The 19686-nt window shown below is 63.7% G+C and carries 19 protein-coding genes and 1 tRNA gene; 11 read left to right on the plus strand and 9 right to left on the minus strand.

What is annotated here, in order from left to right; genetic code table 11:
• The first annotated feature begins 8 nt into the window (after positions 1–8).
• Positions 9–494, plus strand: a complete 486-nt coding sequence (locus HY852_RS07835; RefSeq protein WP_291603843.1) for a DUF192 domain-containing protein — start codon at positions 9–11, stop codon at positions 492–494.
• Positions 495–555: 61 nt separating this feature from the next.
• Positions 556–632: transfer RNA gene (locus tag HY852_RS07840), tRNA-Pro, on the plus strand.
• Positions 633–720: 88 nt separating this feature from the next.
• Here HY852_RS07840 and HY852_RS07845 read toward each other — a convergent pair.
• From HY852_RS07845 to HY852_RS07865, 5 genes are all read right to left on the minus strand, one after another.
• Entirely contained in the window at positions 721–1383 is a 663-nt protein-coding gene (locus HY852_RS07845) for a hypothetical protein (RefSeq protein ID WP_291603845.1), read from the minus strand.
• Between the two features lie 853 nt (positions 1384–2236).
• Complete coding sequence (locus HY852_RS07850; protein WP_291603846.1) at positions 2237–2911, minus strand: ABC transporter ATP-binding protein; 675 nt, start codon at positions 2909–2911, stop codon at positions 2237–2239.
• A gap of 26 nt (positions 2912–2937) precedes the next feature.
• On the minus strand, positions 2938–4173 hold the full coding sequence (locus HY852_RS07855; protein ID WP_291603848.1) for an ABC transporter permease: 1236 nt from the start codon (positions 4171–4173) through the stop codon (positions 2938–2940).
• Positions 4170–5252 carry an efflux RND transporter periplasmic adaptor subunit gene (locus HY852_RS07860; RefSeq protein WP_291603850.1) on the minus strand — a complete coding sequence of 361 codons (1083 nt, stop codon included), beginning with the start codon at positions 5250–5252 and terminating at the stop codon, positions 4170–4172. Before HY852_RS07860 ends, HY852_RS07855 begins: the two co-directional genes overlap by 4 nt.
• A 237-nt stretch (positions 5253–5489) precedes the next feature.
• The gene (locus HY852_RS07865) at positions 5490–6647 is read right to left on the minus strand and encodes an OpgC domain-containing protein (RefSeq protein WP_291603852.1); all 1158 of its coding nucleotides are present in this window, start codon (positions 6645–6647) and stop codon (positions 5490–5492) included.
• A 239-nt stretch (positions 6648–6886) separates the two neighbouring features.
• Here HY852_RS07865 and HY852_RS07870 point away from each other — a divergent pair, with 239 nt between their 5' ends.
• From HY852_RS07870 to HY852_RS07885, 4 genes are all read left to right on the plus strand, one after another.
• Positions 6887–7192 (plus strand): ETC complex I subunit, encoded by a 306-nt coding sequence (locus tag HY852_RS07870; protein ID WP_291603853.1) that lies wholly within the window; start codon positions 6887–6889, stop codon positions 7190–7192.
• Between the two features lie 133 nt (positions 7193–7325).
• A complete protein-coding gene (locus HY852_RS07875; RefSeq protein ID WP_291603855.1) occupies positions 7326–8930 on the plus strand; it encodes a carboxyl transferase domain-containing protein in 1605 nt (534 codons plus the stop codon).
• A 2-nt stretch (positions 8931–8932) separates the two neighbouring features.
• Entirely contained in the window at positions 8933–10939 is a 2007-nt protein-coding gene (locus HY852_RS07880; RefSeq protein ID WP_291603856.1) for an acetyl/propionyl/methylcrotonyl-CoA carboxylase subunit alpha, read from the plus strand.
• Positions 10940–10946: 7 nt separating this feature from the next.
• On the plus strand, positions 10947–11858 hold the full coding sequence (locus HY852_RS07885) for a hydroxymethylglutaryl-CoA lyase (RefSeq protein WP_291603857.1): 912 nt from the start codon (positions 10947–10949) through the stop codon (positions 11856–11858).
• A gap of 17 nt (positions 11859–11875) precedes the next feature.
• Here the strand turns inward: HY852_RS07885 and HY852_RS07890 are convergent, their stop codons facing one another.
• Genes HY852_RS07890 through dctP form a run of 3 tightly spaced genes read right to left on the minus strand, consistent with a single transcriptional unit; the run spans position 11876 to position 14804 of the window.
• A complete protein-coding gene (locus HY852_RS07890) occupies positions 11876–13234 on the minus strand; it encodes a TRAP transporter large permease (protein ID WP_291603858.1) in 1359 nt (452 codons plus the stop codon).
• On the minus strand, positions 13231–13785 hold the full coding sequence (locus tag HY852_RS07895) for a TRAP transporter small permease (RefSeq protein ID WP_291603859.1): 555 nt from the start codon (positions 13783–13785) through the stop codon (positions 13231–13233). Before HY852_RS07895 ends, HY852_RS07890 begins: the two co-directional genes overlap by 4 nt.
• Positions 13782–14804: a TRAP transporter substrate-binding protein DctP gene (gene dctP, locus HY852_RS07900; protein WP_291603860.1), complete on the minus strand. Its 1023-nt coding sequence runs from the start codon at positions 14802–14804 to the stop codon at positions 13782–13784. The genes HY852_RS07895 and dctP overlap by 4 nt, the downstream gene beginning before the upstream one ends.
• A 344-nt stretch (positions 14805–15148) precedes the next feature.
• Here dctP and HY852_RS07905 point away from each other — a divergent pair, with 344 nt between their 5' ends.
• A complete protein-coding gene (locus tag HY852_RS07905) occupies positions 15149–15388 on the plus strand; it encodes a pentapeptide MXKDX repeat protein (protein WP_291603861.1) in 240 nt (79 codons plus the stop codon).
• Positions 15389–15484: 96 nt separating this feature from the next.
• Here HY852_RS07905 and HY852_RS07910 read toward each other — a convergent pair whose 3' ends face one another.
• Positions 15485–15832 (minus strand): DUF6481 family protein, encoded by a 348-nt coding sequence (locus tag HY852_RS07910; protein WP_291603862.1) that lies wholly within the window; start codon positions 15830–15832, stop codon positions 15485–15487.
• A gap of 268 nt (positions 15833–16100) precedes the next feature.
• Here HY852_RS07910 and HY852_RS07915 point away from each other — a divergent pair, with 268 nt between their 5' ends.
• The 4 genes from HY852_RS07915 to HY852_RS07930 all read left to right on the plus strand — a co-directional run bounded on the left by HY852_RS07915 (position 16101) and on the right by HY852_RS07930 (position 18732).
• Positions 16101–16340: a hypothetical protein gene (locus HY852_RS07915; RefSeq protein WP_291603863.1), complete on the plus strand. Its 240-nt coding sequence runs from the start codon at positions 16101–16103 to the stop codon at positions 16338–16340.
• A 54-nt stretch (positions 16341–16394) separates the two neighbouring features.
• Entirely contained in the window at positions 16395–16571 is a 177-nt protein-coding gene (locus HY852_RS07920; protein ID WP_291603864.1) for a hypothetical protein, read from the plus strand.
• Positions 16572–16852: 281 nt separating this feature from the next.
• Complete coding sequence (locus tag HY852_RS07925) at positions 16853–17641, plus strand: hypothetical protein (protein ID WP_291603865.1); 789 nt, start codon at positions 16853–16855, stop codon at positions 17639–17641.
• Between the two features lie 239 nt (positions 17642–17880).
• Positions 17881–18732, plus strand: coding sequence for a hypothetical protein (locus HY852_RS07930; protein ID WP_291603866.1), 852 nt, complete (start codon positions 17881–17883; stop codon positions 18730–18732).
• Positions 18733–19686: the final 954 nt, after the last annotated feature.

The raw sequence follows: 19686 nt of genomic DNA on the forward strand, positions 1-19686 counted from the left end.
CCCTCCCCATGAAGTTTCAACGAAAGGCTGACCCGTCGTTGGCGTGGCTCTGGCTTGTCGGCTGCGTCGCCTTTGCCCTGTTCGCCTTTGCGGGTCCGGACGCTCGCGCCGCCAGCTTCCAAACCCTCGAGATCGTCACCAGGAACGGAGTGCAGGTCTTCTCCGTGGAGCTGGCGACGACACCGAAGGAGAAGGAAACCGGGCTGATGTACCGGAAGGAACTCGCAGACGGGAAGGGGATGCTGTTCGACTTCTCGCCGGAGCAGGAAGTGTCGATGTGGATGAAGAATACCTACATTTCCCTCGACATGATCTTCATCCGCGCCGACGGGCGGATCATTCGCATCGCCGAGAATACCGAGCCGATGTCGACCAGGATCATTTCATCCAATGGCTTGGCACGGGGGGTGCTGGAGGTGCCGGCTGGAACGGCGCAGAAGTACGGCATCCGGCCCGGTGACCGGGTCGCCCACCCCCTGTTCAGCGGCAAATAGGGTGCGGTTGCCGCCTTGCTGGTGGCGTCTCAAGCGTGTATCGACTCGGTCTGCTGGATCTCGGGGTATAGCGCAGCCTGGTAGCGCGGCAGTTTTGGGTACTGCAGGTCCGCGGTTCGAATCCGCGTGCCCCGACCAGCTAACCAGCTGATTCTGCTCACTGCGATTCTGACGTTTTTCTTGGTCCGCTTGCGATCAGGTCGAACCCGACAATGGCTTCTTCGGATTATTTCGCCGCGACAGCTTCCCGTTTGCGCCCGGGCAGGTAGGGATCACGATATTCGGGATCGATCGCCCGATAGGTCCGCCCGTTGGTATTGGGGTCGGAATTGTCGCTTGTCGAAAAGATCAGCGTTTCGAGGCCGTTGAACCAGTGCGAATACCTGCCGCCGCCATTGGTCGCGATCTCGCGGTGCGGCGCGTGGGCCGGGCCGAGCGGGCGGCTGTCCTCGTAGAGCTGCAGCGTGGAGCGGGCCGGATAGTCGGCCGTATCGGTTCTGGCCCGCGCATGCGTTCCGAAGTAGGCGATCCAGGCGTTCTGGTCGAGCCGGACAAAGTGCTGTCTAAGGATGTGCGGATCCCCGGGGACGTAGCCGGCCTGGGCGTACAGGTAGAGCGGGGCGTAGAGCACGGCGGTCGCTGCCAACGCCAGCAGCACCATGGTGGCCGTGCGTCGCGGAGGCGCTTCCAACTCGCTCTGCGCGTGCCCGGCAACCGTGTGCGCGGCAGAATAGGCGAAAAGCATCTTCGCCTCGCGCTTATCCTCCAGGACCCCGAAACGCCTTCCGAAGAAGATTTCCCATTCGCTGTCGTCGATCGCGGGGTCGCCCATCTCGATCGCGATGCGCCTGGCGTCGTCTTCCAGAGATTTGTTATTAGAGGTGTGCATCAATAAACCCGGCCCGCGCGCAGTCTAGACGTGCCGGTTGTTATAGTCGAGTCATACTACTGGAGCGCTAAACGACTCCGGTTGAGCCGCGGCCAGTCCGCCGCACCGCTTTGCGACTAGTTACCTTCGATAGCCGTCGGCAAGTTCATGGTCCCGCGCGCCAGCCTTTGCGGCCCTGCCGGTCCCAGCGGTAGAGGTAGGGCGGCCAGTTCTTCTTGCGGCTCATGTGTTGTTCATCTTCGGATGCAGTCGCGCGTTCACGCCGCAGCACTTCGGCCAGCCGTCGCGCAGGCACTTGGCGGCGTCGACCTTGCGGCACTTGCCGCAGCGGCTGCAGGCTCTCGATCAGAGAGGGGTAACTGCGGGCGATTTCGTCTTAGAGCACCTGATGGACCTGATAGGGCTTCGACGTGCCCCGATACCGGGTTCCCTCGTGGACATCTCCACGCCGTCATCGAACTCCTGGAAGCCAGGTACGCCAATGAGGGTCGGATTTTAAGGGCCGAGTGAATATCCGACGCCACTCGGCGAGCACATTCCGCCCGGGCGTTGTGGCTCCTGTATGAGCGCGATCGTGCGATGCGTCAGATCACCGAAGACGCTTCAATAGGTGCTAGCAGCAGGCGTACCAGCCGTCGGGGAACGGGACGAGGGGCCACTTCACCTCGTTGTCGTTCGCGGCCTTCGGACGTTCCGCAATGCGCAGCCTCACGATCCTTGCGCAGGCTGGCTCTTGAACCACGATCTGCTGCGGCAGAAATTGCGTATCCATGACGGACAAAAGCGTAAGTCATCGTGGTTAATATTCTCTTGCGAATAGTCTCTTGCACCCCTGACCCTATGGCTGGGCCGCTTACGCATTTGCGCCAATCGAGCGCTCGTCGCTGGCCAATCGCCCGTCGATGATGCGGATTTGACGGTGCATGCGCGCGGCGAGATTGAGATCGTGGGTAACGGAAACGACCGCTTTTCCCTGTTGCTCGACCAGATCGCGCAGGATGTCGAATACCTGTTCCGTGGAGACGGAATCGAGACTGCCTGTCGGTTCATCGGCGAGGATCACGGGAGGGTCGTTGGCAAGCGCCCGTGCCACCGCAACTCGTTGGCGCTGGCCGCCCGATAGCTGGTCCGGAGTCTTGCGCAGGTGATCGCCGAGACCGAGCGAGTCCAGCAGATCCTCGGCGCGGGCTACGATGGCGCGGGGTGCCAGGCGGCCCAGCGCGCGCATCGGCAGCGCGACATTTTCCGTGATCGAGAACTCCGGCAGGAGAAAGTGGAACTGGAACACGAAGCCGAGGTGAGCGAGCCGAACCTCTGCGCGCTCCTCCTCGGTCATCGTGCGCGTGGATCGTCCGTTAATCAGCACGTCGCCGCTGGTCGGCAGATCAAGCAGGCCCAGCAGGTAAAGTAGCGACGACTTGCCCGATCCCGAGGGACCGGTGATGGCGACGAATTCGCACGGCATGATGGTTAGGCTGATGTCCTGCACCAGCGTAACCGGCACGACACCGGAAAGGATCCTGGTCATGTGCCGCGCTTCAATGAGAGCCGTTGTCACGTCGCGCCCCTGATGATGTCCACGGGGTGCAGCCGAGCTGCAGCACGGGCGGGGAAGTACCCCGCGACGAAGCTCGATAACAGCGCAACCGCCGTCGCCAGCAGATAGTGCTTGACCGAGTAGAGGACGGGCAGGTGATTGAAGTCCGAGAACGGCGTCTTGAATTCGAGGGACGCCAGCCCTCGCGTCATCAGATAGCCCAGAGCCCAGCCCAGCGCCGAGCCGACAAATCCGACAAGCAGCGCCTCCACAATGAAGATCGTTCTGATCATTCCGTCCCGGAATCCCAGGGATTTCATGATAGCGATGTCACGCGTCTTTTCGTGCGTGATCGTGGAGATGATGTTGTAGGTGCCGAAGCTTGCCACCAGCAGAATGGCGCCGACGATGGTGTACATCAACACGTTACGCAGCGTTATCGCCGAGAGAAGGTCCTCTTGCGCCTCCTGCCACGAGATCGACTTATAGCCAGTCTGCTCGCCGATCCGTTCGCTGATCAGACGAGCCTGCATCGGATCCTGCGTCCGAACGCGGATCTCATTGATAATGCCGGTTTGCCTTTCCAGGATCTGTGCTGTCTTGAGCAGCACGTACCCCGTGGTTTCGTCAGTGGTGCGGAAGCCTGAGTGAAACATGCCGACCACGGTTGCATTCATCGTCGAGCCTTCGGCTGAGGCGAGCGTAATGTTGGAATTCACCCGCGCGCCGATTTTTTGGGCAAGGCGGTCGCCAATCAGAATTGCATTCGAAGACCGGTAAAGCGAATTCAGCGTGCCCTGCTTCATGTGCGTCGCCAGGTTGGACACGTCGGCCTCGGTGCGGGGATCGATGCCGATCACCGAGATCGTCAAATTGCGGCCGGCAAAGCGGAGCACGGCCTTGGACTGAACCGAGGGCGTCAGTGCGCCCGGCACCCAGCTTTGCAGGGATGCGATTGTTGCCATCGGGTTCTTGATGCCGGGACGCCGGACATCCGGGGTGAGGCCATGGAACTCAGCTGCTGCATAGAACTTGTCGGCAGGCTGCCGGGTCGGCTCGCGCAGCTCGTCGGTGATCGAGATGTGCGGCAGCGCGTCGACCAGGGTCTTGATGAAGTCGTCCTGGGACCCCTCCATCATCGCTGCCATCATCACTGAGAACCCGACGCCGGTCATAACGCCGGCGATGGCTACCAGCGTCTGGCGCGCTCGGTGCCGGACATGGGTCCAGGCGATCGAGAGGACGAGGTTCATGGCGCACCGGATCCGGTCAGTTCAGACCGAACCCGGGATCCGTCACGAATGTTCGTTGTAGCCGGGGAGGCGACCACGTCACCCTCACGCACCCCGTCGAGAACTTCAACAAAGCCGCTGCCGCGGATGCCAGTGCTGATCTTACGGATGCGAGCGCGGTCGTTCTCGATCACGAACACGCCGTTGTTGACCACTGCGTTTGCAGGGACCAGAACGACGTCGCGCTTCTCGCGGGTGATGATGTTGGCTTCTACGCTCATGCCGACCCGCAGCGGCGTGTCGTCCGGCAGCCCGATGCGGACGCGGAATGTCTTGGAAACGGGATCGCCCGCCGGGGTGATTTGCTTGACGTGACCGGACAACGGCTGGTTGGCAAAGGCATCGGTACGCAGCAAGGCCTTCTGGCCAATCTGGACGCGCGGGATATCCTCTTCGTTGACGTCAGCAACAACCCACAGCGGCTTCTCCAGGCCGATCCGGTAGAGGATGGTGCCAGGATCGACCATATCTCCGACCTCGCCGTCTTCCTTGAGCACGACGCCATCCATCGGGGCCAACAGCTTGTAGTGGTCCAGTCGCTGCGTTTGAGCGGCGATCTGGGCCTGGATTCGCGCCAGGTCGCTTTCGGCACGCTGATAGGACTGGGACGTCGTGGCGCCGCGCTCCAGCAGCTGGGTTTGCCGGTCAAATTCCCGGCGCTGGAACACTTCCAGCGCCCGCAGGTCGTTCAACGTCGCCAAGGGCTCCTTGTCGTCGAGGCGCGCCAGAACGTCGCCGGCCTTGACCAACTTTCCTTCGCAGCGGCATCGCTCCACGATGCGGCCTCGCACCAGCGGTGTCGAGCGCGACCACGTCTCGGGCTCGACCGCGCCTGTGGCGTAAACGATTTCTGCCGCGTCGCCGCGGCTCACGTTCACGACGGTGATGGTCGGACCACGCCAAAGCCACCAGCCCGCGGAGACGAGGACGAGCAAAGGCAGCGCCACGGAAACGAGCCTCAGTGGCGACACCCGCAACCGGGTGGCTGCAAGCCCGGTTCCGGTCTTGGCAGCGGACGGTGGCGCAACCTTCATTTCCATATTGATCGCCGCAATAAGATCGGGCCGGACAAGCCTGGCGTCAGGCCGTTCGCCTTTACCACGCGGGGCCCCTGAACACACGCTTCGAAGAACTCGCAAGCTCGCGGTCGCCCCGGGGCTGCGGCGTACCTAGGTCCGCACCGCAATCTAGTTCCCTCGAATGGAATCGGGTTGACCCAGGTCAACCGGACAGAAAACCGTCGCGTCGGGCCGGTCTTTCCGGTGGCCCCTGTGGAATCAGCCCGCCTTTGTCGGGGTGGGCTTCGGGAGCGGCTTGTCCTGCCGCTTCGACCAGGAGATGTAATAGGCGACCGTGGTCATGATCGCGATTCCGGTCAGGCTGACGAAGATCTGGGCGAACAGCGAGCCCGAGCTCATGCTCAGTTCGAAATGTCCCACGAAGGAAAGGAATACGCCGACGCAGAATACGGCGAGCGACTGCTGGCCGCAGACGACCAGCGGATCGAATATCTTCCACTCTAGGCCCGGCCACTCCTTCGGGACAAAGCGGATGACAAGGATCACGATCACGACGAAGTGCAGGAAACGGTAAGGCGGGAGAAAGGTCTTGTCGTTCGGGTTGAACGCCGAATAGAGCCAGTCCGGGAACAGCGCTCCGAAATCGGGGAAACGGCCGGCCATGGTCATGATGAGCGCGAAGATCAGGTAAGCGATGCAGAAATAGAGCGTGATGGGCGCATTGATGAGCGACACCGATCGCTTCGCGCCACCCATTGCACACCAGGCACCGAATACGAACAGCACCTGCCAGCAGAACGGGTTGAAGTACCAGGTGCCGGCCGGATAGGCCGTGAGATTCCAGCCGAAGTGGCCCGCCAGCAGCCACAGTACGATCGAGGCGAGCATCGTCAGGTCGGGCTGACGCAGCATGAACCATAACACCGGCGGGAAGAGTCCCATCAGCACGATGTAGAGCGGCAGCACGTCGAGATTGACAGGCTTGAACCTCAGGAAAAGGCCCTGCCGCAGGGTTTCAGTCGCGTGGTCGACCAGCCCGGTGACGTTGAACTCGTTGATCATCTCCGAGTCGCCAAAACGCAGCGCCAGATAGCTAATCGCGGCGATGTAGATGACGAACAGGACGATATGGGCCACGTAGAGCTGCCACACGCGCTTGGTCAGCCTGGTGGCGCCGACGATGAAGCCGCGTTCAAGCATCATCCGCGCATAGACAAAGGAAGCCGTATAGCCGGAGATGAAGACGAAAAGGTCGGCGGCGTCGCTGAAGCCGTAGTTCCGGGTCGTAATCCAGTTCACGACGTTGTCGGGGATATGGTCCAGGTAAATCGCCCAGTTCGCCACCCCGCGAAACAGGTCGAGCCGGAGGTCGCGGCCCTTTTCGGGTAGGGTTGCGTTGATCTTCAAGAGGCCCATGCGAGGTGATGCTTTCGCGACGAGATCAAGACACCGCCGCGCCGCCAGCCCCTCGTTCCCGCTCGCAAAGCGCAAGACACGAGATTGTCACGGCGCGGTATAATGACTATACGGACCGGCAGGGTAACCTCCTGGACGAGGAATCACCGATCAAATCCTTGAAAGGTGTCTCTATACTATCCCGGCGGTTTCCACCAAGCGCTTCCGTGTCGCATAGCCTTTAAGGGTCCGGCCCGCCCATGACCGCACGTATTTTCAAGCCCGCCAAGAACGCCATGCAATCGGGGAAGGCCAAGACCCGGGAATGGCAGCTCGACTATGAGCCTGAGAAGCCGCGCGCGGTCGAGCCCCTGATGGGCTGGACCTCGTCGGCCGACATGAAGCAGCAGATCACGCTGCGTTTCCACACCAAGGAAGAGGCGGTCGCCTATTGCGAGCGCAAGGGCATTCCTTACCAGGTGATCGAGCCCAAGGAGCCCGTGCGGCGGTCTGTTGCCTATGCGGACAATTTCTCCTTTCGGCGCGGCGAACCTTGGACCCATTAGCGTAGGACCCGGCTTGGGGCGGGGTGAGCGGTTTCAAAGGCCTGGGATTGCGCCGAGTGGCAATCTGATGCCACCATGATCCAGCCGCAAGACGCAAGACGCAAATTGCGCCGTCCCTCAAGTCCGGAACGCCATGCCGCTCCATTCCAGCATTGATCCCTCATCCTCCGACTTTGCCCGCAACGCTGAGGCGATGCGCGCCCTGGTCGCCGACCTGCGCGAGAAGCTCGGTCTCGTAGCCGACGCTGGCGGGGAGGCCTCGCGCAAGAGGCACACGGCACGCGGCAAGATGCTCGCGCGCCAGCGCGTCGATCTCCTCGTCGACCCCGGCACCGCCTTTCTCGAGTTGTCGCCGCTCGCCGCTTACGGCCTCTATGGCGGCGACGTGCATTCGGCAAGCGTCATCACCGGGGTGGGGCGGATCTCGGGGCGCGAATGCGTGATCGTCGCCAACGACGCGACGATCAAGGGCGGCACCTACTATCCGATGACGGTGAAGAAGCATCTGCGCGCACAGGACATCGCGCGCCAGAACAACCTGCCATGCGTCTACATGGTCGATTCCGGCGGCGCCTTTCTCCCGCTGCAGGACGAGATCTTTCCCGACGAGCGGCATTTCGGCCGCATCTTCTACAACCAGGCGCAGATGTCCGCGCTTGGAATTCCCCAGATCGCGATCGTGATGGGATCCTGCACGGCGGGGGGCGCCTACGTGCCGGCGATGTCGGACGAAAGCATCATCGTGCGCAATCAAGGCACCATCTTCCTCGGCGGCCCGCCACTGGTGAAGGCGGCGACCGGCGAGGTGGTGAGCGCGGAAGAACTCGGCGGGGCCGACGTGCATTCCCGCCATTCCGGTGTCACCGATCATTACGCCCAGAACGATGCCCATGCGATCGGGATCGCCCGGCGCATCGTTGCGACATTTAAGCCCCCGACGCGGCCGGCGCTCAACATGCGCGAGGCGCGCGAGCCGCTTTTCCCCGCGGAGGAGATCTACGGTGTCGTCCCCGTCGACGGCAGGAAACCGTTCGATGTCCGCGATATCATCGCGCGCGTGGTCGACGGCTCCGAGTTCGACGAATTCAAGAAGCTCTACGGCCAGACGCTGGTGTGCGGCTTTGCTCACATCTTTGGCTATCCGGTCGGCATCATCGCCAACAACGGCATCCTGTTCAGCGAAAGCTCGCTCAAGGGCGCGCATTTCATCGAGCTGTGCTGCCAGCGCGGCATCCCGCTGGTGTTCCTGCAGAACATCACCGGCTTCATGGTCGGCAGGAAATACGAGGCGGGCGGAATCGCGCGCGACGGCGCCAAGCTGGTAACCGCGGTTGCGACCGCCTCGGTGCCGAAGTTCACCGTGGTGATCGGCGGCTCCTACGGTGCCGGCAACTACGGCATGTGCGGGAGGGCTTATGGCCCGCGCTTCCTCTGGATGTGGCCGAACGCCCGCATCTCCGTGATGGGTGGCGAGCAGGCCTCCATGGTGCTGAGCCAGGTGCGGCGCGACAACATCGAAGCCAAGGGTGAGAGCTGGTCGAAGGAGGAGGAGGAATCCTTCCGCGCGCCGATCCGCGCTCAATATGAAAGCCAGGGCAATCCCTACTACGCAACCGCGCGGCTCTGGGACGACGGTGTGATTGATCCCGCCGATACCAGGCTCGTGCTCGGCCTCGGGCTTTCTGCGGCCTCGAACGCGCCGATCGAACCAACGAAGTTTGGCCTGTTCAGGATGTGACGATGGACCGCTCGAACCTGTACCGGCGTTTCCGTACCCTCCTGATCGCCAACCGCGGCGAAATCGCCTGTCGCGTTATTCGCACAGCGCGCGCCATGGGCTTGCGGACGGTGGCGGTCTATTCCGAGGCCGATCGCGGCGCGATGCATGTAAGCATGGCCGATGAAGCCGTGCTGCTCGGGCCGGCTCGCGCGCGCGACAGCTATCTCAACGTCGAACGCCTGATCGAGGCGGCCCGCAGGACCGGCGCCGAGGCCGTGCATCCCGGCTACGGCTTTCTGTCCGAGAACGCTGACTTTGCCAGGGCCTGCCTCGACGCAGAACTGGTGTTCGTCGGCCCGACCGCTGAGATGATGACGGCGATGGGCTCAAAGTCCGGCTCCAAGGCGCTGATGGAGAAGGCCGGCGTGCCGCTGGTGCCGGGCTATCACGGCGAAGCGCAGGATGAGGCGACGCTTTCGGGCGCGGCCGAGAGGATCGGCTTTCCGGTCCTGGTGAAGGCTTCCGCTGGCGGCGGCGGTCGCGGCATGCGCATCGTCCGTTCGGCCGCCGAGCTCTCGCCGGCGATCGTCAGCGCCAAGCGCGAAGCCAAGGCGGCGTTCGGCGACGACCGCCTCCTGATCGAGAAGTACGTCGACAATCCCCGCCATATCGAGGTGCAGGTGATCGGCGACAGCCATGGCAACCTGCTGTCGCTGTTCGAGCGCGAATGCACGTTGCAGCGGCGGCACCAGAAGGTGATCGAGGAGGCGCCATCGCCGACCTTGAATGCCGCGCAACGCGAGAAGGTCTGCGCCGCCGCACGCAAGGCGGCTGGCGCGGTCAATTATGTCGGCGCCGGCACCATCGAGTTCGTTTCCGATGGCAAGGACGTGTTCTTCATCGAGATGAACACGCGCCTGCAAGTCGAGCACCCCGTCACCGAACTGATCACCGGCATCGACCTGGTGGAGTGGCAATTGCGGGTGGCGTTCGGCGAGGGATTGCCGCTCAGTCAGGACCAGATCCGTCTCAACGGCCACGCCATCGAGGCGCGGGTCTACGCCGAGAACCCGAACAAGAATTTCATGCCCTCGGTCGGCAGGATCAAGACCTGGCGCCTGCCGGCAGCGGTGAGCGGCCTGCGCATCGACGCCGGCTATCGCGAGGGTGATGCGGTCTCGCCCTATTACGATGCGATGCTGGCCAAAATGATCGCCTGGGCGCCGACGCGCGAAGCGGCCATTGAGCGCCTCAACCGCGGCCTCGAGGAGGCCGACGTCCGCGGCGTTGTCACCAATATTCCGTTCCTGTCGGCGCTGCTGACGCACGATAAGGTGCGGGCGAATACGATCGATACCGGCCTTATCGAGCGTGAGCTGGCGAATCTGGCGCGTCCGCCTGCGGCTCCTTCGGATTTCGAACTGTGCGCTGCGGTCGCGGCCATCGTGGCCGAGGAGCGGGCAGCTGTGTGCACCGAGGCACGTTCGCCCTGGCAAACCTTTGGCTGGATGCCGGTCGGGCGCCGGCAGCGGGTATTCGCTTTCCGCGTCGGGCATGGGCCCGAGCAGAAGGTGACCCTGACATACGGCAACGGTCCCTCGACGCTATCGACCGGCGAGCGCGAATTCGCCTTCGAGGTGTCACCCGGCGAAAATGGCCGGTTTGATCTCACGCTCGACGGCGTCAAGTCGCAGGTCGCGGCCGTGATCGACGGCCACGAGCTCTATCTGAGGACGCGCAACGGGCGGTTCGATCTGCATTGGGTCGATCCCTTCGGCGGGGAAACCGAAGAGCAGACCGGCGAGGACAAGATTGTCGCGCCGCTGCCCGGTACGGTGGTCGCCATCCTCGCGCAGGAAGGGACGGTGCTCGATAAGGGCGCCGCAATCCTGACGCTGGAAGTGATGAAGATGGAGCAGACGTTGCGCGCACCGTTTGCCGGTACATTGAGGGCGATCAGGTGCAAGGTCGGCGATATCGTGCAGGAAGGCGCCGAGCTGGCCGAGGTCGAGCCTCAAGGCGACTGAGGGCGAGATGAGCGAACAGGTCCGCATCATCGAAATGGGGCCGCGCGACGGCCTGCAGAACGAGAAGACGCCTGTCAGCATGGAGGCGCGTATCCGCTTCATCGAGGCGCTGGTCGGCGCGGGGCTGCATACGGTCGAGGTCGGCGCGTTCGTCTCGCCCAAGGCGGTTCCCCAGATGGCGAGCTCCGACCGGGTCCTGAAGGGCGTCAGCCATATCACCGATGCCGAGTTCCACGTCCTGGTGCCGAACGAGAAGGGCTATGAGGCGGCGCTAATCGCCGGCGCCAGGGTTGTATCGGTGTTCGCCTCCGCTTCAGAGGGGTTTTCTCGCGCCAACATCAATTGCTCGGTCGCCGAGTCCATCGAGCGATTCAAGCCTGTGCTCGCGCGTGCCGGGGCTGATGGCGTCAAGGTGCGCGCCTATATCTCCTGCGTGCTCGGCTGCCCGTTCGACGGCGAGGTCAAGCCGCAGGCGGTCGCAGAGGTCGCCAGGACGCTTTGGGACCTCGGCTGCTACGAGATCTCGCTGGGCGACACCATCGGCGTCGGCACGCCGCTCAAGGCGAAACAGCTCCTGCGCGCGGTTGGCGGGACGGTCCCTGTCGCCAGTCTAGCAATGCATTTCCATGACACCTATGGCCAGGCGCTCGCCAATCTCTATGCCGGCATGGAGGAGGGCGTGCGCGTCATCGACTCCGCCGCCGGTGGCCTCGGCGGCTGCCCCTACGCTCCAGGCGCGACGGGCAATGTGGCGACCGAGGACGTCGTCTACATGCTCCATGGCATGGGGATCAGGACCGGCATCGACATGGAGAAGCTGCTCGCCGCGACCAACGAGATGAGCCGCGTGCTCGGCCGCCCGCCGGTCAGCCGGGTGGCCTCAGCGTTGAACGCGAAGGCGAAGCGGGCGGCAGACTAGCCGCTACCCTCGCGACGCTATCTTACTCCCTCCCGTCCCATCACCAGGTCAGGCAGCCAAGTCGCGATCTCCGGCGCGATGCACAGGAGCAGCACCGCTCCCATCATCAGCAGCACGAACGGCAGCGTACCCCAGATGACTTCGCTCAACGAAATATCCGGTGCCACGTTGCGGATGACGAAGATATTCAACCCGACCGGTGGGTGAATGAGTCCCATCTCCATCACGATGGTCATGACGACGCCGAACCAGATGATGTCGAAGTTGGCGGCGCGCAGGGGCGGCAGGATGATCGGCGCGGTCATCAGGATGATGGAGACCGGTGGCAGGAAGAAGCCGAGCACGATCACCATGCCGAGGATCGCGGCGAGCAGGCCCCAGCGCGGCAGATGCATCGCCACGATCGATTCCGCGGCCGACTGTGAAATGTGCAGATAGCTCATGACATAGGAATAGAGCAGCGACATGCCGATGATCATCATCAGCATGGTCGACTCCCGGATCGTGGATCTCATGATCGGGCCGAGGTCGCTCGGCTTCCACACGCTGTAGATCAGGGCAATCAGCGCCAGCGCCAGGAGGCCGCCGAGACCGGCGGTCTCCGACGGCGTGGCGTAGCCGCCGTAAAGCGCGATCATGACCCCGGTCAGCAGGAGCACGAAGGGAATGACGCGCGGCAGCACGTTGAAGCGTTCGGCCAGGCTGAACTCGTCGCGCGTCAGGATGGCCGAAGCCGTGCCGCTTTGCTCGTATGCGGCCTGCGCTGCCGCATATTCCTGGCGGAAGCGGATGACCGCATAGATGCCGAACAGGGTGACGAGCAGAAGTCCGGGCCCGATTCCTGCGAGAAACAGCCGGCCGAGCGACTTCTCCGCCGCGACGGCAAACAGGATCATGGTGATCGAGGGCGGCAGCAGGATCCCGAGCGTGCCGCCGGCGGCGATAATGCCTGCGGCAAAGCCGCCGGAATAGCCGCGCTTGCGCATCTCGGGAATGCCGGCTGAACCGATTGCCGAGCAGGTCGCGGGAGAAGAGCCCGCCATGGCGGCAAACAGAGCGCAGGCGAAGACATTGGCGACGCCAAGCCCGCCGGGAACGCGATGCAGCCAGGCGTGCAAGGCCGAGTAGAGGTCCTGACCGGCGCGCGATTTGCCGATGGCCGCGCCCTTGAGGATGAAGAGCGGGATCGACAACAGCGTGATCGACGCCATCTCCTCGTAGACGTTCTGCGTCACGGTGTCGAGCGATGCCGCCGGCATGAAGATGCCCATGAACACGATCGCGACGGCGCCCAGAGCAAACGCGATCGGCATGCCCGAGAACATCGCGAACAGGGTCGCGAGGCCGTAAGATAGACCGATGCCCAACACGCTCATCGCCGTCTGGCCCCGCTGAAGGGCTCGGCGAGCTGGACCAGGATCTGCAGGCAGAGCAGGGTCATGCCTAGCCCCATCAGGCCGTAGGGAATGGCGAGCGGAGGCGACCACATCGAATTCGAAACCTGGCCGTCGACGTAAGCTTCGTGCGCCAGCGTCCACGATTTCCAGGTGAAGAAGCCGCAGAACAGGAAGCTTGTGAGGTCGACAAGCCAGAGCCGGATCCGATTGGCCATCGGCGACATCAGCCCGACGAAGGCTTCGATGCCGATATGGCCGCGGTGCTGCTGCACATAGGCGGCGGTCATGAAGGTGGCGCCGACCAGGAGAAACACCGCCGCCTCGTCCTGCCAGTAGTTGGCGCTCTGGAACAGCGCGCGGCTCAGCACGCTGTAGCTCAGGATGACGCAGGCCGCTATCAACGCGATCGCGGCGAGGCTAACAATGATGCCATTGCAGATGGAAAGAACGCGGTCGACCGCCGCTGCGAGTCCATTCCCCGCAGCAGCATCCATCCGGTCGCCACGACTCGGGAGCGGACCGTGCATCATGCGGAGACGTTGGTGGCGAGCTTCAGGAGGCTGGCTGAGGTCGCGGTCTTCGCGCCATAGTCCTTCCAGGCGGTATCGCGGGCGATGTCGCGCCACTTCCCGACGGTCGCGGTGTCGAGCTTGGCGATCTTGCAGCCGGCCTTCTCATAGACCTTGACCACTTCGATATCGTCTGCCTGAGCGCCCTTCTTCCCGAACTCCTCGAGCTCGCTGCCGACGGCCAGGATGATGTCCTGGTGGTTCTTCGGCAGCTTATCGAAGATCGCTTTCGACATCATGAGCGGCTCAAGCATGAACCAGTAGGACGCGCCGGCGCCGGAGGTGAGCGCTTTGGACACTTCCTCAAGCCGGAACGAGATCAGGCTGGTGGAGGAGGTAATGCCGGCGTCGCAGGCGCCGGTCTGCATGGCCGCATAGATTTCGTTCGAAGGCACCGAGAGGACGGACGCGCCGGCGGTCTGCAGGACCATGTCCATCTCGCGTGACCCGCCGCGCACTTTCATGCCCTTCACGTCTTCGGGAGCCACGATCGGCCTGGAGCGGCTGGCGACGCCACCGGCCTGCCAGACCCAGGTGAGCAGGAGGATGCCCTTGTCAGCCAGGAAATCGCTAAGTGCCTTGCCGACCGGCTCCTTCTTCCAGCGCAGCCCCTGATCGTAGTTGGTCACCAGCCCCGGCATCAGTCCGATGTTGGTCTCGGGCAACTCGCCGCCCGCGTAGGGCATGGGATAGAGGCTGATGTCGAGCGCGCCCTTGCGCATCGCCGAGAATTGCGCCGTGGTCTTGATCAGCGAGGAGTTCGGATAAACTTCGGCGGTGATGTCGCCGCCGCTGCGCTTTGCGACTTCGGCTGCGAACATGCGGCACAATCGGTCGCGGAAATCGCCCTTGTCGATGGTGCCGCCCGGAAACTGGTGCGAGATCTTCAGCGCGGTCGCAGCTTTTGCCGTCCCTACACCGAAGCGAAGGATGGCAGGCGCGGCAACGGCTGCAGTGAGGAGATGGCGGCGTGTAAGCATGGAGGTTCCCCTGGGACAAAAGTTCTTTGATCGGGCGTGAGACCGGCATGAGCGTCTCGCCGGTCTTCGTCCCGAATTCTCTACTCTCATAGTGTGAGACGGCGGCGGTAAGCCGCAGTGATGCTGCGGCGCACCCTTGCCGGACGATCTGGTCAACCGAACGGCACCAAAATGGCCGAGCCGGGCGAAAATTGTGTCGAACACAAGGAGACGCGGGATTCGGCCGGTCAAGAGACGCCTCCGGCAAGATATTTGCGCGCCTGCGTAACAACGGCCGAGGCAGTCTCGTCGAGAATGAGGCGGCATCCGTCGCTCAGGAAACCATTCTCGAAGGAACGCAGACCATGACCATTCGCACCCGTATCGCGCTCGGCATCTCGGTTGCCGCTGTTTCGCTCAGTCTGACGCTTGCGCCCGCAGCCTTCGCTCAGGACAAGATGGGCAAGGACGACGCCATGAAGAAGGACACCATGTCCAAGGACGGCATGAAGAAGGACGCGATGTCCAAGGATGACGGCATGAAGAAGGATGCGATGCCCAAGGACGGGATGAAGAAGGACGACGGCATGATGAAGAAGAATTGATCTGCCGGCGAGGTCGTCCACGCCGGGATGGCGCTCGTCCGCAGCCAATGGCCCTGCCGCGCACTTGCTGCAGGGCCGCTCGTCCGCATCGAGGAGTTACTTCTTCTTGGACTTGCGCGCGGCATAGCGCGCGTCGCGCTTGGCCTTCTGTTCGGCCTCGATCTCGGCGAGCCTCGCGGCAGCCTCTTCCTTCTCGCGAGCGATCCTTGCTGCATCGGCCGCCGCGGCTTCTTGCTCGCGACGCCTTTGTTCGGCCTTCGCGGCTTCGCGGGCAGCCTTCGCCTCAGTCCGCTTTGCAGCCAGCGTCTCGCGCTCGGCGCGCCGTGCCGCTACCGCAGGATCGTCGGGTCCGGGCTGGGCACGAAACTTGTTAAGGAGATTTTGCCTCGCCTGCTGGGCCGCCTTTTGGCGGTCAGCAAAGCCGGGCTCCTTGAATCCACTCATTGAACGAGCCTTGTCTTCTTCAACATCAATCCTAGGTCAGTCCGACCGCAGGGAACGCGGTGCTACTTCACTGCGTGCGATCGAGCAAGCGTGTACATCCCTGTGCGCCATGAAGCCACATATATCGCAGTGAATCGCGCGCTCGCAAAGCCCCTGGATCGGCGACCCTCCTTAGTCCAGAAAATTTGTCGAAATGTGATTTCCCCCACAAGGGAGCATGGGGCCGGCGACGTAAGGTCCGGCACCCAAACGAAACGGAGCATCGGCCATGAACTTCAACCTGGTAAGCTCGCGAACCCTGGCAATGGTGGCTCTGGCCGTGGTCCTCGCCGGTGCCGCGATGGTTCTTGCTCGGCCGCGGCCTGTCTCCAGTGCCGCTCTGGGGGCCGGCTGGGCTTGCAGCCAGATCGCCTTCGTTGTGACGACCTGTGCACCGACAGCCCCTCAGCTGCTGCCGGCCGCCGAGACGTCGAGCAAGGACGCCGTCCGCCATCGGCCGCGCGTATGACGCGGCCGGATGGAACTGATACAAGTGGGGGCGTCGCAAGGAAACGCCTGATCGATGCCCGACCCCGAACGAAGCGACAATCGCCGCGGCGCAGTCGCGGGACTGATCATCGCTGCCGCCCTTCTTGCGGTCGGCCTGTGGCTCGCCCGTGAGCTGACGGCGACCAGCAGGATGCAGGATTGCCTGATGTCGGGACGGACAAACTGCAACATCATCGAACCGGCGCGCTAGGGCAGGGGCACGCGGCAATCGCCGACCGTCATCAGCTGGCGCCGTTTCCCTGGCGAAAGCCGCCGTTGCTGCTGCTTTCCGGATCACCTCAGCGCAACCTCGCAGGAAACGGCGGCCGGTTCTGTTCCCGCCGGACCGGATCCCATGCAAAATTGTCGTGATCTTAATCATTTGTAACAAGACACGGCGCCAGAAGAGCGTCAGGTATGTGCATTCCGGCGCGGGTTCCACGCAGGTCGTGGGCGCGAAGCCGCGGCGCCAGGCACGGAGGGGTAGGCACTATGAAGTCGTTTAGCCGGTCCAGGCTCATTGTTCCCATCGTATCGGTCGTCTCGATGGTGGCGCTGTCGGCTCAGGCCCAGGACGGCGGGCGAACCGGACGCGAGCCGCCCCCTGGCCACAAGCCACCGCCGCCGGTCGCCAGAACGGCGCCGCCGCCTCCGCAGGCCGGCCGCGTGGCGCCCCCACCGCAGCAGCAGCAGACGAGCCGGGCCGCTCCCTCGACGATGGCGGCGCCGGGCCAGAGCAGGGTGGGCGCGGGTGGTCCGCCGCCGCACGCGGGGAGCCGCATGGCACGCGGTCCGGTGCCGATGCGCGATTACGGAGGACAGCATTATCGCGGCCATGTCGCCTGGGAAGGCGGGCGCTGGCGTCACGAACGCCACAACGGCCGCTTGGGCTGGTGGTGGGACGTCGGCGGGGCCAGGTACTACTATGCTCAGCCGATGGACGGTCCGCCCACCTACATTTCCGAGGAATACGTCGACGACGTTCCGGTGACTTACGCGCCGCCGCCCCCGCGGGTGGCGTATGAGCCGCCTCCGCCGCCACCGCCGGCCGATCCCGGTGCTTCCGCGCTCGGCGGAGCCATTGTCGGCGGTCTGCTCGGCGGCCTGATCTCGGGCAACGCCTCGGGTGCCGCCGCGGGCGCCATCGTGGGTGGCGCGACCGGCGCGATCGCCGGCGCAACCGCAGCCTCCCGGCCGGGCTATTATCTGGCCGAAGGCAACTGCTACTACCGCCATCCCAGCGGGCAGTACGTCCAGGCCGATCCGCGGGCATGTTACTGATCTTCTTTGCAATTTGATCCGATCGAGGCGGGCCTGGTGCCCGCCTCTTCTTTTTTGCGCCGTTCCTCGTCCGCTCGCCGCTCTGCCCAACAGGAACCTTCGTCACCGTGCGGCGATTATCTGCGCGCAGGGACCCCGGAGAGGAGGGTCGCATGGACGGGTTGATTTATCTGATCGGCTTGATTGTCGTGATCTTGGCCATCCTGTCGTTCTTCGGTCTCAGGTAGGGAACCACCCAGATGAGCATCGAAGTTGTCGTGCCTGAAGGCGAGGAGGGGCGCTATCTGCAATGGACGCCTGTGGTCGCCGGCGCGCTGAGTGCTGCCGCGCTGTCATTCATCCTCGTGGCGTTCGGGGTTGCCGTCGGGCTCGGCGTCAGCTCCACCTCGCCGAGCTGGCGGGATGCTTCGGGCGCGCTCGCACTGCTTTCGGGCATCTACCTGATTTTGCAGGCGATCGTGAGCTTCGGCTTTGGCGGCTATATCGCAGGCCGAACAAGAATGCCGCTGGCAGGGGCGCAAGCAGAAGATGTGGAGAGACGTGATGGCCTGCATGGCCTGACCGCCTGGGCGGTGGCGGTTCTGCTCGGCGCTATGCTGGCCGCGGGAATTGGAGCCGCGACAGCCAATCGCGCCTCGACGGGGATGTCGAGTGCCAACACTACCGCGGCCGAACCACTGCTCAGTTACCAGATCGACAAGCTGTTTCGCGCGGCTCGCCGGCCGGCCAACGCCGACCTGACCGCTGAGCGCGCCGAGGCCGGTCGGGTCCTGCTGACGTCGTCAAGCCACAGCGGCGTGAGCAGTGACGACAGGACCTACCTCGTCCAGCTGGTCGCGGCGATAACCGGGCTATCGCCGCCGGAATCCGAGCGGCGGGTCGACGCGGTGATGGCCGATTCAAAGACAGCCATCGCGCGTTCGCGGCGGACTTCGATCATTCTGGCGTTCTCGGTTGCTGCGGCGACCCTGCTTGGGGCCGTCACGGCCTGGGCAGCCGCCTGCGCCGGCGGCCGGCATCGCGACGGCGCGCCTCTGCCGCAATGGATGGCGAGCTCGAACAGACTGCGCCGGCCGAAGATGTTCCCGTAGCAGCGAAGTTGTTGTCCTTGTGATGTCGCGCATGCCAAGGAGATCTTCTCCGAAGGACGAAATCAGGAAGTCGGCGCGGCGGTCTTAGTTACCGTCATTCCGGGGCGCCTCGAAGAGGCGAGCCCGGAATCCATAACCCCAGCCTGTGGTTTTGGATTCCGCGCCTGCGCCTTGCGGCGCATCCCGGAATGACGAGAGATATGAGGCCATAGGTTTCGCGAACACGGCCGAACCGCGCGAACGGTCCGGCCCGGCAGGCACCCGGCGGCGAAACTGCGCCGTCCTTGGGCCGCGCTTCAAGTCCGCATCCGCGCAATCAACGCGCCAATCGAAGCGAGATGGCGGCGCGCGTCCGTTTCAACGACGTCGTCGCGAGGAGCGTGAGCTCCGAAGCAATCCAGACTGTCGCCGCGGAGGCATTCTGGATTGCTTCGCTTCGCTCGCAAACACGAGTCAAATTGCGGCATCGATTTCAAACAGCAGGCACGAATTCGCATCCTCGCGGCATGTTTTGCCCGAGTTTTGCTCGTCGTCTCACCCTCCTTGAAAACGGAGGGCGCAGGGAAGACCGGGTGCCGGCTGACACCCGTGGCCCGCTGTGCGCAGGCTCTGCGCAAAATGCACAGCGGGAAAACCACAGGGCAGCCGAGACATCCCGGCCTTCCCTGCGCAGTGGCCTTACGGCTTATACCGTGCTCTCCCCGGCGACGAATTCCTTTTGCCACCGTCGTCCGCGGATTGAGGCTAGCATCTCAATCCCGGTTGGGCGGAAGAGCCTCCGCGGACTTGGCACCAGCAACGGGTGTCAGGACCACACGGTTTTGCCGTACGCACCTTGCGCCGTTCGTCTCGCGCGCCGCCCGATCGCTCACCACTCCCGGATCGAGAGAGGCCCTGCGATTTGCGATTGCGCGCCGGCGCGGATGCGTCCACCGCATCCCGGCCCGCGCTTCG

The organism is Bradyrhizobium sp., from assembly GCF_016213215.1.
GTDB lineage: Bacteria > Pseudomonadota > Alphaproteobacteria > Rhizobiales > Xanthobacteraceae > Bradyrhizobium.

Bases quoted from the DNA above. Each gene is read 5' to 3' on its own strand.
- HY852_RS07845 (WP_291603845.1), bottom strand. From the start codon at position 1,383: ATGCACACCTCTAATAACAAATCTCTGGAAGACGACGCCAGGCGCATC.
- HY852_RS07850 (WP_291603846.1), bottom strand. From the start codon at position 2,911: ATGACCAGGATCCTTTCCGGTGTCGTGCCGGTTACGCTGGTGCAGGAC.
- HY852_RS07860 (WP_291603850.1), bottom strand. From the start codon at position 5,252: ATGGAAATGAAGGTTGCGCCACCGTCCGCTGCCAAGACCGGAACCGGG.
- HY852_RS07915 (WP_291603863.1), top strand. From the start codon at position 16,101: ATGAACTTCAACCTGGTAAGCTCGCGAACCCTGGCAATGGTGGCTCTG.
- HY852_RS07870 (WP_291603853.1), top strand. From the start codon at position 6,887: ATGACCGCACGTATTTTCAAGCCCGCCAAGAACGCCATGCAATCGGGG.
- HY852_RS07890 (WP_291603858.1), bottom strand. From the start codon at position 13,234: ATGAGCGTGTTGGGCATCGGTCTATCTTACGGCCTCGCGACCCTGTTC.
- HY852_RS07865 (WP_291603852.1), bottom strand. From the start codon at position 6,647: ATGGGCCTCTTGAAGATCAACGCAACCCTACCCGAAAAGGGCCGCGAC.
- dctP (WP_291603860.1), bottom strand. From the start codon at position 14,804: ATGCTTACACGCCGCCATCTCCTCACTGCAGCCGTTGCCGCGCCTGCC.
- HY852_RS07910 (WP_291603862.1), bottom strand. From the start codon at position 15,832: ATGAGTGGATTCAAGGAGCCCGGCTTTGCTGACCGCCAAAAGGCGGCC.
- HY852_RS07905 (WP_291603861.1), top strand. From the start codon at position 15,149: ATGACCATTCGCACCCGTATCGCGCTCGGCATCTCGGTTGCCGCTGTT.
- HY852_RS07930 (WP_291603866.1), top strand. From the start codon at position 17,881: ATGAGCATCGAAGTTGTCGTGCCTGAAGGCGAGGAGGGGCGCTATCTG.
- HY852_RS07920 (WP_291603864.1), top strand. From the start codon at position 16,395: ATGCCCGACCCCGAACGAAGCGACAATCGCCGCGGCGCAGTCGCGGGA.
- HY852_RS07875 (WP_291603855.1), top strand. From the start codon at position 7,326: ATGCCGCTCCATTCCAGCATTGATCCCTCATCCTCCGACTTTGCCCGC.
- HY852_RS07885 (WP_291603857.1), top strand. From the start codon at position 10,947: ATGAGCGAACAGGTCCGCATCATCGAAATGGGGCCGCGCGACGGCCTG.
- HY852_RS07880 (WP_291603856.1), top strand. From the start codon at position 8,933: ATGGACCGCTCGAACCTGTACCGGCGTTTCCGTACCCTCCTGATCGCC.
- HY852_RS07895 (WP_291603859.1), bottom strand. From the start codon at position 13,785: ATGATGCACGGTCCGCTCCCGAGTCGTGGCGACCGGATGGATGCTGCT.
- HY852_RS07925 (WP_291603865.1), top strand. From the start codon at position 16,853: ATGAAGTCGTTTAGCCGGTCCAGGCTCATTGTTCCCATCGTATCGGTC.
- HY852_RS07835 (WP_291603843.1), top strand. From the start codon at position 9: ATGAAGTTTCAACGAAAGGCTGACCCGTCGTTGGCGTGGCTCTGGCTT.
- HY852_RS07855 (WP_291603848.1), bottom strand. From the start codon at position 4,173: ATGAACCTCGTCCTCTCGATCGCCTGGACCCATGTCCGGCACCGAGCG.